General features: G+C 55.9%; 11 protein-coding genes and 1 other annotated feature. Of the genes, 7 read left to right on the plus strand and 4 right to left on the minus strand.

Annotated features, from left to right (window positions below):
• Nucleotides 1-39 precede the first annotated feature (39 nt).
• The 4 genes from IAE48_RS13055 (at nt 40) to IAE48_RS13070 (ending at nt 4,708) form a co-directional block, all read left to right on the plus strand.
• Nucleotides 40-1,383 carry a PepSY domain-containing protein gene (locus IAE48_RS13055; protein WP_200134648.1) on the plus strand — a complete coding sequence of 448 codons (1,344 nt, stop codon included), beginning with the start codon at nt 40-42 and terminating at the stop codon, nt 1,381-1,383.
• Between the two features lie 182 nt (nt 1,384-1,565).
• Nucleotides 1,566-2,636, plus strand: a complete 1,071-nt coding sequence (gene aroF / locus IAE48_RS13060) for a 3-deoxy-7-phosphoheptulonate synthase AroF (RefSeq protein WP_023480662.1) — start codon at nt 1,566-1,568, stop codon at nt 2,634-2,636.
• 9 nt (nt 2,637-2,645) lie between these two features.
• A complete protein-coding gene (gene tyrA / locus IAE48_RS13065; protein WP_076769061.1) occupies nt 2,646-3,767 on the plus strand; it encodes a bifunctional chorismate mutase/prephenate dehydrogenase in 1,122 nt (373 codons plus the stop codon).
• A 68-nt stretch (nt 3,768-3,835) separates the two neighbouring features.
• Nucleotides 3,836-4,708: an SMP-30/gluconolactonase/LRE family protein gene (locus IAE48_RS13070; RefSeq protein WP_200134649.1), complete on the plus strand. Its 873-nt coding sequence runs from the start codon at nt 3,836-3,838 to the stop codon at nt 4,706-4,708.
• On the opposite strand, the gene pheA is transcribed toward IAE48_RS13070, so the two are convergent.
• The 4 genes from pheA to bamD form a co-directional block, all read right to left on the minus strand.
• Nucleotides 4,705-5,865 carry a bifunctional chorismate mutase/prephenate dehydratase gene (gene pheA, locus IAE48_RS13075; RefSeq protein WP_200134650.1) on the minus strand — a complete coding sequence of 387 codons (1,161 nt, stop codon included), beginning with the start codon at nt 5,863-5,865 and terminating at the stop codon, nt 4,705-4,707. The genes IAE48_RS13070 and pheA overlap by 4 nt on opposite strands.
• A gap of 22 nt (nt 5,866-5,887) precedes the next feature.
• Nucleotides 5,888-6,013 (minus strand) — a sequence feature (Phe leader region).
• Nucleotides 5,962-6,012: a pheA operon leader peptide PheL gene (gene pheL / locus IAE48_RS13080; protein WP_200134660.1), complete on the minus strand. Its 51-nt coding sequence runs from the start codon at nt 6,010-6,012 to the stop codon at nt 5,962-5,964. It overlaps the preceding feature by 51 nt.
• A gap of 98 nt (nt 6,014-6,111) precedes the next feature.
• Nucleotides 6,112-6,450 carry a ribosome-associated translation inhibitor RaiA gene (gene raiA / locus IAE48_RS13085; protein ID WP_054804223.1) on the minus strand — a complete coding sequence of 113 codons (339 nt, stop codon included), beginning with the start codon at nt 6,448-6,450 and terminating at the stop codon, nt 6,112-6,114.
• Between the two features lie 268 nt (nt 6,451-6,718).
• On the minus strand, nt 6,719-7,456 hold the full coding sequence (gene bamD / locus IAE48_RS13090; RefSeq protein WP_023480633.1) for an outer membrane protein assembly factor BamD: 738 nt from the start codon (nt 7,454-7,456) through the stop codon (nt 6,719-6,721).
• A gap of 131 nt (nt 7,457-7,587) precedes the next feature.
• On the opposite strand from bamD, the gene rluD reads away from it, so the two are divergent.
• The 3 genes from rluD (at nt 7,588) to clpB (ending at nt 11,998) form a co-directional block, all read left to right on the plus strand.
• Nucleotides 7,588-8,568, plus strand: coding sequence for a 23S rRNA pseudouridine(1911/1915/1917) synthase RluD (gene rluD / locus IAE48_RS13095; RefSeq protein ID WP_054804222.1), 981 nt, complete (start codon nt 7,588-7,590; stop codon nt 8,566-8,568).
• Complete coding sequence (gene yfiH, locus IAE48_RS13100; protein ID WP_200134651.1) at nt 8,565-9,296, plus strand: purine nucleoside phosphorylase YfiH; 732 nt, start codon at nt 8,565-8,567, stop codon at nt 9,294-9,296. The genes rluD and yfiH overlap by 4 nt, the downstream gene beginning before the upstream one ends.
• Nucleotides 9,297-9,424: 128 nt before the next feature.
• Complete coding sequence (gene clpB, locus IAE48_RS13105) at nt 9,425-11,998, plus strand: ATP-dependent chaperone ClpB (RefSeq protein ID WP_200134652.1); 2,574 nt, start codon at nt 9,425-9,427, stop codon at nt 11,996-11,998.
• Nucleotides 11,999-12,334 lie beyond the last annotated feature (336 nt).

Genomic DNA, 12,334 nt, shown 5'->3' on the forward strand with positions numbered 1-12,334 from the left:
GCGCGGAATGGCACACCTTTGCGCTTTTTGAGGAAAAGTATGACTTCCTGCACCCCTCGCGCGGCGTGGCTTAACCTGCTGCGACGCCTGCATTTCTATATTGGTCTGTTTGTCGGCCCCTTTATCTTTATCGCCGCGCTGAGCGGCACGCTCTACGTTGCCACGCCGCAGCTGGAGAGCTGGCTTTATCACGATGCGCTGTATGGCGTGGAGAGCGGCGAGCGGCAACCGCTGGCTGATCAGCTTCGCGTCGCCGAACAGGTAACGGGCGGGCATCTACGCTTACAGGCCGTGCGGCCCGGCCTGAGCGATAGCGAGACGACGCGGGTGATGTTTGCTGACCCGCAGCTTGGCGTCTCGGAGAGCCGGGCGATTTTTGTCGATCCGGTGACGTTACAGGTGAAAGGGGATATGACCGTTTACGGCACCAGCGGTATTTTGCCGCTGCGCCAGTGGATTGATTATCTGCACCGCTCGCTGCTGCTGGGCGATACCGGCAGGCTCTACAGTGAGCTGGCGGCGTCATGGATGTGGATCGCCGCACTGGGCGGCATTGCGCTGTGGTTTTTTACCCGGCCGAAGCGGCGCATCAATAACCGCGTGCAGAACCATCGCCGCCTGCACGTCACGCTTGGCTGGCTGCTGCTGGCCGGGATGCTGCTCTTCTCCGCCACCGGCCTGACCTGGTCGCAGTGGGCGGGCGGCAACGTCGATAAACTGCGCGCTACATTTAACTGGATGACGCCGCAGGTGAATACGCAGCTTCAGGGCGAAGCCGCACCGGCCGATCCACACGCTGAGCACCATATGCATCATCAAGGGATGGAGATGCCCGGCATGGCGCTCAACCCGGCGCAACTTGACGCGGTGCTCGCCCGCGCGCAGGCGGCCGGGATCGCGGCGAAGAAAATTGAAATCCGCCCGCCGCGCGATATGGAGCACGCATGGACGGTTACGGAGATCGATCGCCGCTGGCCGACGCAGGTGGATGCGGTCGCCATTGCGGGAAGTTCGCTGGCAGTGATTGATCATGTGCACTTCGCCGATTTCCCGTTGATGGCGAAGCTGACGCGCTGGGGCGTTGATTTCCATATGGGCGTGCTGTTCGGCATCTTAAATCAGCTGGTGCTGATCGCCTTTGGCAGCGCGCTGTGCGTGATGATTATCGTCGGCTATCGTTTGTGGTGGATCCGCCGCCCGGCGGCGAGCGAGACGCTGCTCCACGCCTGGCTGCAACTCCCCGTCGTGGGCCGTTGTGTGGTGCCGATCATCGCCCTGCTGCTGGGGTTGGCAATGCCGGTCATGGGCGGCAGCTTACTGCTGTTTATGCTGGTCGATGCCCTGCGCTGGCAGCGCAAAACGCAGCCGGTTCGCGCGGCGTAAAGTGCCAGAGGCTGCTGTATGTAAAGTAAATATTACAGATGGCAGCCATATAAACGCTATTAAAGTTGGTTGTGTAACGATATCTGTACGATTTGTGGATTGAAATCTTTACCTGATGTGATATGGTGTCAGCTCCCTCGCTTGAGGAAACCTATCGCACACGAGCCATACAGGATTTGATCATGCAAAAAGACGCGCTGAACAACGTACACATCACCGACGAGCAGGTTCTGATCACCCCGGAACAGCTGAAAACCGCATTCCCGCTGACCAGCGAACAAGAGGCGCAAATCGCGCAATCCCGCCAGACCATCTCCAACATCATTGCCGGGCGCGATCCGCGCCTGCTGGTGGTCTGCGGTCCTTGTTCCATTCACGACCCGGAAGCAGCGCTGGAGTATGCCCGTCGATTTAAAACCCTTGCCGCAGAGGTCAGCGATAGCCTCTACCTGGTGATGCGCGTCTATTTTGAAAAACCCCGTACCACCGTTGGCTGGAAAGGGCTGATTAACGATCCGCACATGGATGGCTCGTTTGATGTGGAAGCTGGCCTGAAGATTGCGCGTCGTCTGCTGGTGGAGTTAGTCAGCATGGGTCTGCCGCTGGCGACCGAAGCGCTCGATCCGAACAGCCCGCAGTTCCTCGGCGATCTCTTTAGCTGGTCGGCGATTGGCGCGCGCACCACGGAGTCACAAACCCACCGTGAAATGGCCTCCGGTTTGTCGATGCCGGTCGGCTTCAAAAACGGTACCGACGGCAGCCTGGCTACCGCCATCAATGCGATGCGCGCGGCTGCGATGCCGCACCGCTTCGTTGGCATTAACCAGGCCGGACAGGTCTGCTTGCTGCAAACCCAGGGCAACCCGGATGGCCATGTGATCCTGCGCGGCGGCAAAGCGCCGAACTACAGCCCGGCGGATGTCGCGCAGTGTGAAAAAGAGATGCAGCAGGCGGGACTGAAACCGTCGCTGATGGTAGATTGCAGCCACGGGAATTCCAATAAAGATTACCGTCGCCAGCCTGCCGTTGCCGAATCCGTTGTCGCGCAGATCAAAGATGGCAACCGTTCGATTACCGGCCTGATGATTGAGAGCAATATTCACGAGGGCAATCAATCATCCGAGCAGCCGCGCTGTGATATGAAGTACGGTGTTTCTGTTACCGATGCCTGCATCAGCTGGGAGGCTACCGAAGCGCTGCTGCGTGAAATCGACAGCGATCTGCGCAATAGCCTGGCGGCGCGTTTTGCATAAGAGGGTGTTATGGTTGCTGAACTGACCGCGCTGCGCGATCAAATTGATGAAGTGGATAAGGCGCTGCTGGGGCTGCTGGCGCGCCGGCTGGAACTGGTGGCGCAGGTGGGCGAAGTTAAAAGCCATTACGGGCTGCCGATTTATGTTCCCGAGCGTGAGGCTTCAATGCTGGCCTCGCGGCGTAAAGAGGCCGAGGCGCTGGGCGTGCCGCCGGATCTGATTGAGGATGTGCTGCGCCGCGTGATGCGCGAATCCTACTCCAGCGAAAACGACAAAGGGTTTAAAACGCTCTGTCCTGCACTGCGTCCGGTGGTCATTGTTGGCGGCGGCGGCCAGATGGGGAAACTGTTCAGCAAGATGTTGACGCTCTCTGGCTACCAGGTGCGTACGCTGGAGAAAGAGGATTGGGCGCAGGCAGAGACGCTGCTGGCGGATGCGGGCATGGTGATTGTCAGCGTACCGATCCACGTCACCGAAGCGGTAATTGCGAAGCTGCCACCGCTGCCAGAGGATTGCATTCTGGTTGACCTGGCGTCGGTGAAAAGCGGCCCGTTACAGGCGATGTTGTCGGCGCATAACGGCCCGGTGCTTGGTCTGCACCCAATGTTTGGCCCGGACAGCGGTAGCCTCGCCAAACAGGTAGTCGTGTGGTGTGATGGTCGCAAACCAGAAGCGTATCAGTGGTTCCTGGAACAGATTCAGGTCTGGGGCGCGCGGCTGCACCGTATCAGTGCCGTCGAGCACGATCAAAACATGGCCTTTATCCAGGCGCTGCGCCACTTTGCCACCTTCGCTTATGGTCTGCATCTGGCGGAAGAAAATGTGCAGCTTGAGCAGTTGCTGTCGCTCTCATCACCGATTTATCGTCTTGAGCTGGCGATGGTGGGGCGCTTGTTCGCCCAGGATCCGCAGCTCTATGCCGACATTATTATGTCCTCGCCCGATAATCTGGCGCTGATCAAGCGTTACTACCAGCGCTTCGGCGAAGCGATTGGCCTGCTGGAGCAGGGCGATAAGCAGGCGTTTATCGACAGCTTCCGCAAAGTGGAGCACTGGTTCGGCGATTATGCCCAGCGTTTCCAGAGCGAGAGCCGTACCCTGTTACGCCAGGCCAACGACAGCCGGGCGTAACTTCAAAAGCCGTTTATACTGAAAAGCCAGTGGTCACCCGCTGGCTTTTTTTATTTAAGGGATGCGCAATGGCTGAGTTGCAGAGACTGTTTGATTACACCGGACATTTACCTGAGTGTCCGACCTGGAGCGAAGCCGAACAGGCGCTCTACTGGGCTGATATTCTGGAAGGTGAAATCCACCGTTACCGGCTGGAGACGGGCGAGCATACGGTGCTCTCGTTCCCGGAAGAGGTGGGCTGCTTCGCGCTGCGTGAGAAGGGCGGTTTTATCGTCGCCATGCGGCAGGCTATCTGGCTGACGGACGAGCGCGGGCTACTGCGACAGAAAGTGTGCGATAACCCCTCTAACCCGCAGCTGGCGCGTTTTAACGATGGCGGTACCGATCACCATGGACGCTTTTATGCTGGTACCTTCTGGGCACCAGGGGATTATAACGGCGCGCTGCTGCTGCGCGTGGATAACGATCTGACGCCGAAAGTGGTGCAGTGTGATATTCACGGCGCAAATGGCCTGGCCTTCAGCCATGACAAACAGTGGATGTTCACCTCTGATACACCACACGGCGTAATTTACCGTACGCCGCTGGATGAGCAGGGCGAGCCGGGGCGGCGCGAGCTGTTCCGTCGCTTTAACCCGGGCGAAGGTATTCCGGACGGTGCGGCGATGGATGTCGAAGGGTGCTACTGGAGCGCGATGTATGACGGCTGGCGAATTGCGCGTTTCTCACCACAGGGCGAACAGCTGGAAGAGTACCGTTTGCCGGTGCGCTGCCCGACGATGGTCTGCTTTGGCGGGGCGGATATGCAGACGCTGTTTATTACCACTACCCGCGAAAATATGGATGAGCAGGAGATTGCTGATTATCCGCTTTCGGGGGCGATCTTCACCCTGCCTGTGTCGGTGGCAGGGATGAAGAAAGTGCTCTTTATCGAGCGTTAAACCGGGTCGACCGGCACGACGTTTTCGCTGGGGTAGCAGCCCAGCACTTTCAGCGAGCGGGTGATGCTGCCCAGCTCGCGCAGCGCTTTTTGCATCGCGCTGGCGTGCAGGTTGGCCTGAATATCCAGATAGAACATCTCTTCCCACGGGTTGCCGTGGATCGGGCGCGACTCCAGCTTGGTCATGATCAGGTTGTGGTTGCGCAGCACCAGCAGCGCTTCTACCAGCGCACCCGCCTGTTGCCCGGTCGCCATCAGCAGCGTGGTTTTTGCCGATACCTGCTCGGATACGTCAATCGCTTTTCGCGCAAGCACCACAAAACGGGTAATGTTCTGTGTCTGGTTCGCCAGGTTGCGCTCCAGCACCTGTAAACCATACAGCGCGCCACCCGGTTCATTGCCCAGCGCCGCGACGTGCGGTGAGTTCAGTTGCGCGACTTTTTCCATCGCCGCCGAGGTGCTTTCGCAATACTCAATCTTCCAGTGCGGATAGCGGTTCAGGAACTGGCTGCACTGCTGGAACGGCTGCGGATGGCTGTAGACCGTCTGGATCTGCTCAAGAGTGGTGGTACCTGATACCAGCACGCAGTGATCGATGGGAACGGTTAGCTCGCCGACAATCGACAGGCTGGTGTGCTGCAACAGATCATAGACATCGTTAATCGCGCCCGAACTGGTGTTCTCCAGCGGCACGACGGCGTAATCCGCCTGCCCGGTTTCAACCTGACTAAAAATATCCTGAAAACGTGCGCAGCCGCTCTCGATAAACTGCTCGAAATGACGCGCGGCATACTGGCGCGCTGCAAGATGCGAATAGGAGCCTTTCGGCCCAAGAAACGCGATACGCGCAGAGCGTGGGTTGATGTTGTTGAGGTGGTGCTGGAGCAGGGCTTGCTGGGTGAGAACAGAATCTTCAATGATGAGCTGAAACAGGCGGGTGATGTAATGGGCATCTAAATGATGCGTATTGCCAAGCTCGATTAAATGTTCCAGCAGGGCCCGCTCTCTGTCGATATCGCGTACCGGGCGGTGGGAGGCGAGTTTCGCTTTGCCAACTTCAACGGAGAGCTGGCGGCGCTCGGCCAGCAGCGTCAGCAACTGCTCGTCGAGCGCGCTGATCTTAACGCGTAAATCCAGTAAGGGGTTTTCAGCCGTCATGTTGTTGCCTTTCATTGTTATCAATAAAAAAGCCTCCCGGTTTGGGAGGCTTTATTGTTCGTCTTCGCACTTTTTCTCACAAAACGAATCGCCTCCCTAACTGGGGAAGGTAAAAAAGAGTGCGAAGAGAAACGGGGTGGTTTTCATCATTTTTCCTGTTGAGCGAGGGAGTTAAAGTAACTGCTCTCTTTTCGCTCTGTCAATAAAAAACGCGCCCGCAGGCGCGTTGGAAACTCAATGTAGAGACTACTCTTCTTCTTCTTCAACGAAGTTGGCATCTTTCACCGATGTTGCGGCGCGACGCGCTTCGCCTTTGTGCTGCACTTTATTGAGCTGCCGTTCCAGCTTGTTGATCAAATCGTTGATGGCGATATACATATCATCGTGTTTAGCGCTGGCGACAAGCTGCCCGTTAGGCGTACTGATGGTCGCATCGGCGGTAAAACCCTGTGGCTCTTTAGAGAGGACGATATGGGGATTAATCAGCTGAGTTTGCCATTTATCCAGTTTGGCGAGACGGTCGGTGACATGCTGGCGGATTGCCGGAGTAATTTCCATTTGTTTACTGGTAATGTTCATTGTCATACATCTTACCTCTCTGTCTTTCCGTCTAAGTCACTTCAGCATAGCGCGCCTAATGTCAAAATGTGTGATTAAAATCACGTAATTTTGTCACTTTTTGTCAAAGGCGAGGGGTTTGTGAGGCAGGGCAGGAAGAGGGGAAATATAGCTTGTCGGATGAGAAGTTAGCGGTCATAGTTGATAGGTTGCATTGGCGCGAAAGCACGACAGCCAGGCATTCAACGGATAAAAAAACGGCAGCCCAAGGGCTGCCGTTTTGCGTTTACAGGCGTTATGCGTTGCTGTTATTGGCAGCGATAATTTTCGCCACTTTGTCAGCCTGCGCATTGAGCTGCAGCTCGCGGTAAGCGTGCTCCATCAATGGCAGCGCATCGCGCGTCGCTTTGGTATCCGGGAAATCACGCAGCATGCCTTCCACGCGATTGGTCACCGCAACCCAGGCACCGCGATCGGTGTAGTACTGCGCGACGGAGTATTCATACTTCGCCAGACGATCTTTCAGGTAGACCAGACGCTTGTTGGCATCGGTCGCATACTGACTTTGCGGATAACCGCGCACCAGACGTGAGAAGTCATTGAACGCATCACGCGCATGAGCCGGATCGCGATCGCTACGGTCAACGCCGAAGAAGCCCTGCAGCGCACTGTCATCAAGCGCCATGTTGGTCAACCCGCGCATATACATCACGTAGTCGATGTTCGGATGCGTTGGGTTAAGACGAATAAAGCGATCGATGGCGGCCTGCGCCAGCGGCAGATCGGCGTTTTTGTAGTAGGCGTAGATAAGATCTAACTGCACTTGCTGGGAGTAAGGACCAAACGGATAACGATTATCCAGAGCTTCCAGTTGCGTTATTGCCGCCTTCCAGTTACCGTCTTGCAGCTTTTGCTGGGCGGTCGCGTAGATTTCGTTTGGTGGATTATCAGGTACCTCTTCCTTAGAACCGGAGCAACCTGCCAAAGCCAGACTTAACGTGGCGGCTGCCACCAGATATTTCAAGCGCGTCATAACGTTTAGACTTTCCTCAGAATGTTCATGCGGGAGATTCTTTACTCCTGCTCCCGACTAAGACCAGCTACAATAGCACACTATATTAAACGGCGAAGCCGTAAAACCCAACGTTAACGAAGAAGCTGTATATGGCACAACTGGTACAACTCACCGCAACGGTATCCGAGAATCAACTCGGTCAACGCTTAGATCAGGCTTTGGCCGAATTGTTCCCTGATTATTCACGTTCGCGTATAAAAGAATGGATTCTTGATCAGCGCGTGCTGGTCAATGATGTCGTTAGCGACAAACCGAAAGAGAAAGTGTTGGGCGGTGAGCGCATTGCTATCAATGCGGAAATTGAAGAAGAAGCGCGCTTTGAGCCGCAGGATATTCCTCTCAATATCGTCTATGAAGATGACGATATTCTCGTCATTAATAAGCCGCGCGACTTTGTCGTGCATCCCGGCGCCGGTAATCCTGACGGTACCGTGCTGAATGCGCTGCTTCACTACTATCCGCCGATTGTAGACGTACCGCGCGCTGGTATTGTGCATCGTCTGGATAAAGACACCACTGGCCTGATGGTCGTGGCGAAAACCGTTCCGGCGCAAACCCGACTGGTTGAATCCTTGCAACTGCGTGAAATCACCCGTGAATATGAAGCGGTTGCCATCGGTCATATGACCGCGGGCGGTACGGTGGAGGAGCCTATCAGCCGCCATCCGACCAAACGCACCCATATGTCCGTTCACCCGATGGGCAAACCGGCCGTCACGCACTACCGCATTATGGAGCATTTCCGTATCCATACGCGCCTGCGTCTGCGTCTTGAAACTGGCCGTACGCACCAGATCCGCGTCCATATGGCGCATATCACCCATCCGCTGGTGGGCGATCAGCTCTACGGCGGTCGTCCTCGTCCGCCGAAAGGTGCATCGGATGAGTTCATTGATGCGCTGCGCAAGTTTGACCGCCAGGCACTGCACGCGACCATGCTGCGTCTCTACCATCCCATTACTGGTATTGAAATGGAGTGGCATGCGCCAATTCCACAGGATATGGTCGATCTTATCGCCGCGATGCGTGCGGATTTTGAAACCCATAAGGATGATGTCGCCTGGTTATGACCAAACTGATCGTCCCGGACTGGCCGCTGCCGAAAGGCGTGGCGGCCTGCAGCTCAACGCGTATCGGCGGTGTAAGCCTGCCGCCCTATGATGCCATGAACCTCGGCGCGCACTGCGGTGACAACAGCGAGCATGTCGAAGAGAATCGCGCGCGCCTGTTTGCGGCGGCGGGCTTGCCTTCTAAACCGGTCTGGCTTGAGCAGGTGCACGGCACGGCGGTATTGAAGCTCGACGGCGAACCCTATGCTTCAAAACGCGCGGATGCCTCATACAGCAACACGCCGGGCACGGTGTGCGCGGTGATGACCGCCGACTGCCTGCCGGTGCTGTTTTGTAACCGGGATGGCAGTGAAGTGGCGGCAGCGCACGCTGGCTGGCGCGGACTGTGCGGCGGCGTGCTGGAAGAGACGGTAGCCTGTTTTGCCGACAAACCTGAAAATCTGCTGGCGTGGCTTGGCCCGGCGATTGGTCCGGAGGCCTTTGAAGTGGGCCCGGAAGTGCGTGAGGCATTTATGGCTCACGATGCTGAAGCCGAACGCGCATTTCGCCCGCAGGGTGAGAAATATTTTGCTGATATTTATCAGCTGGCGCGCCAGCGGCTGGCAAGCGTCGGCGTCGAGCATATCTACGGCGGCGAGCACTGCACCTTCAGCGAGCAGAGTGATTTTTTCTCATACCGCCGGGACAAGACGACCGGGCGTATGGCAAGTTTCATTTGGCTGATATAACCTAACGAATCAAGACGATCCAGTACGCGTGAGTTTTCTTCACATAAATCAGGTCAATCACCTTGAATAATTGAGGGATGACCTCATTTAATCTCCAGTAGCAAATTTGACCTGTTATGGGAGGAGTTATGCGTCTGGATCGTCTTACTAATAAATTCCAGCTTGCTCTTGCCGATGCCCAGTCGCTCGCACTGGGGCACGACAACCAATTCATCGAACCACTTCATTTAATGAGCGCCTTACTGAACCAGGAAGGCGGTTCGGTTCAACCTTTATTAACCTCTGCCGGCGTCAATGCTGGCCAGTTACGTATTGCTATCGAACAGGCGCTGAGCCGCTTACCGCAGGTAGAAGGTACCGGCGGTGATGTGCAGCCTTCGCAGGATTTGATGCGCGTGCTTAACCTTTGCGACAAGCTGGCGCAAAAACGGGGTGATAACTTTATATCGTCAGAGCTGTTTGTTCTGGCTGCGCTGGAGTCACGCGGCACGCTGACGGATTTGCTGAAATCCGCTGGCGCAACGACCGCGAACGTGACCCAGGCTATCGAGCAAATACGTGGGGGAGAGAACGTGAACGATCAGGGGGCTGAAGACCAACGTCAGGCCTTGAAAAAATTTACCGTCGATCTGACCGAGCGTGCCGAGCAGGGCAAACTTGACCCGGTCATCGGCCGTGACGAAGAGATCCGCCGCACCATCCAGGTGCTGCAGCGCCGTACCAAAAACAACCCGGTATTAATTGGTGAGCCGGGTGTCGGTAAAACCGCCATCGTTGAAGGGCTGGCGCAGCGCATTGTGAACGGAGAAGTGCCGGAGGGGCTTAAAGGCCGCCGCGTGCTGGCGCTGGATATGGGCTCACTGGTCGCCGGGGCAAAATATCGCGGTGAGTTTGAGGAGCGCCTGAAAGGTGTGCTCAACGATCTCTCCAAACAGGAAGGTAACGTCATCCTGTTTATCGACGAATTGCATACCATGGTCGGTGCCGGTAAAGCCGATGGCGCTATGGATGCGGGGAACATGCTGAAACCGGCGCTGGCGCGCGGTGAGCTGCACTGCGTCGGCGCAACGACGCTCGATGAGTATCGCCAGTACATCGAAAAAGATGCCGCGCTGGAGCGCCGTTTCCAGAAAGTGCTGGTGGCTGAACCCTCTGTTGAAGACACCATCGCTATTCTGCGCGGTCTGAAAGAGCGCTATGAACTGCACCATCATGTGCAAATTACTGACCCGGCGATTGTTGCGGCGGCATCGCTCTCGCATCGCTACATCTCCGATCGTCAGTTGCCGGATAAAGCCATCGACCTGATCGATGAAGCGGCATCCAGCATCCGTATGCAGATTGACTCGAAACCGGAAGAACTCGACCGGCTTGACCGACGCATTATCCAGCTCAAGCTGGAACAGCGCGCGTTGATGAAAGAGTCTGATGAGGCGAGTAAAAAACGCCTCGACATGCTGAACGAAGAACTGGAAGAGAAAGAGCGTCAATACTCCTCCCTTGAAGAGGAGTGGAAGGCCGAAAAAGCTTCCCTTTCCGGCACGCAGACCATTAAAGCAGAGCTTGAGCAGGCGAAAATCGCTATGGAACAGGCCCGTCGTAATGGCGACCTGGGCAGAATGTCTGAGTTGCAGTACGGGAAAATCCCCGAGCTGGAGAAACAGCTGGCGGCGGCGACGCAGAGTGAAGGCAAAACCATGCGTCTGCTGCGAAATCGTGTAACCGATGCTGAGATTGCCGAAGTGCTGGCGCGCTGGACCGGTATCCCCGTATCGCGAATGATGGAAGGTGAGCGTGAGAAACTGCTGCGCATGGAACACGATCTTCACCACCGCGTGATTGGTCAGGATGAGGCTGTCGATGCGGTCTCTAACGCCATTCGCCGTAGCCGCGCAGGGTTGTCCGATCCGAATCGCCCGATTGGCTCCTTCCTCTTCCTTGGGCCGACCGGGGTCGGGAAAACCGAGCTGTGCAAGGCGCTTGCAAACTTTATGTTTGATAGCGACGACGCCATGGTGCGTATCGACATGTCCGAGTTTATGGAGAAACACTCCGTGTCGCGGCTGGTCGGTGCGCCTCCGGGCTATGTCGGATATGAAGAGGGCGGTTATCTGACGGAAGCCGTTCGTCGGCGTCCCTATTCCGTCATTCTGCTTGATGAAGTAGAGAAAGCGCATCCGGATGTCTTCAACATTCTGTTGCAGGTGCTTGACGACGGTCGATTGACGGACGGGCAGGGCAGAACGGTGGACTTCCGTAATACGGTGGTCATTATGACCTCTAACCTTGGGTCTGACCTGATTCAGGAGCGTTTTGGCGATCTCGATTACGGCCATATGAAAGAGCTGGTTATGGGCGTGGTGAGCCAGAGCTTCCGCCCTGAATTCATAAACCGTATAGATGAAGTGGTTGTGTTCCATCCGTTAGGTGAAAAACACATTGCTTCTATTGCGCAGATTCAGTTGCAGCGTTTGTATAAACGTCTTGAGGAGCGCGGCTACAGTGTGACGCTTTCTGACGAGGCGCTGAAACTGCTTAGCGCCAATGGTTACGACCCGGTTTACGGTGCGCGGCCGTTGAAACGTGCAATCCAGCAACAGATAGAAAACCCGCTGGCGCAGCAGATCCTCTCTGGCACCCTGATTCCGGGCAAGCCAGTGCAGCTTGTGGTGAAAGATGACCGCATTGTTGCCGTTCAATAAAAGATAAAAAACTGAAAAACGGGCCTCTTGAGGCCCGTTTTTGTTTAATAAAACAGCAGAAATAGACGCTTTTCACAGTTTCTGCCTGGAAAGTGAGCGAACGGTAACTTTTTTCAAATTAAGGGTTGTCAGCAGGAATTAACTCCCTATAATGCGCCTCCACTGACACGGCACAACGGCAAACACACCGGCCTGTCAGGTGAAGAATTCTGAAAATAATCAGTTGACTTCACAGCGGGAAAGCGTAATATACACACCCCGCGCCGCTGCGAAAAGCGAAGCGGCACTGCTCTTTAACAATTTATCAGACAATCTGTGTGGGCACTCAGGTGACAT

Origin of the sequence: Kosakonia sp. S57 (assembly GCF_016516575.1) — a bacterium.
In the GTDB taxonomy this organism is placed as follows: Bacteria; Pseudomonadota; Gammaproteobacteria; order Enterobacterales; family Enterobacteriaceae; genus Kosakonia; species Kosakonia cowanii.

What these genes read in the sequence shown, in the direction of transcription:
- pheA (WP_200134650.1), bottom strand. Translation starts at nt 5,865, where the DNA reads ATGACGGCTGAAAACCCCTTACTGGATTTACGCGTTAAGATCAGCGCG.
- clpB (WP_200134652.1), top strand. Translation starts at nt 9,425, where the DNA reads ATGCGTCTGGATCGTCTTACTAATAAATTCCAGCTTGCTCTTGCCGAT.
- IAE48_RS13055 (WP_200134648.1), top strand. Translation starts at nt 40, where the DNA reads ATGACTTCCTGCACCCCTCGCGCGGCGTGGCTTAACCTGCTGCGACGC.
- aroF (WP_023480662.1), top strand. Translation starts at nt 1,566, where the DNA reads ATGCAAAAAGACGCGCTGAACAACGTACACATCACCGACGAGCAGGTT.
- IAE48_RS13070 (WP_200134649.1), top strand. Translation starts at nt 3,836, where the DNA reads ATGGCTGAGTTGCAGAGACTGTTTGATTACACCGGACATTTACCTGAG.
- rluD (WP_054804222.1), top strand. Translation starts at nt 7,588, where the DNA reads ATGGCACAACTGGTACAACTCACCGCAACGGTATCCGAGAATCAACTC.
- raiA (WP_054804223.1), bottom strand. Translation starts at nt 6,450, where the DNA reads ATGACAATGAACATTACCAGTAAACAAATGGAAATTACTCCGGCAATC.
- yfiH (WP_200134651.1), top strand. Translation starts at nt 8,565, where the DNA reads ATGACCAAACTGATCGTCCCGGACTGGCCGCTGCCGAAAGGCGTGGCG.
- tyrA (WP_076769061.1), top strand. Translation starts at nt 2,646, where the DNA reads ATGGTTGCTGAACTGACCGCGCTGCGCGATCAAATTGATGAAGTGGAT.
- bamD (WP_023480633.1), bottom strand. Translation starts at nt 7,456, where the DNA reads ATGACGCGCTTGAAATATCTGGTGGCAGCCGCCACGTTAAGTCTGGCT.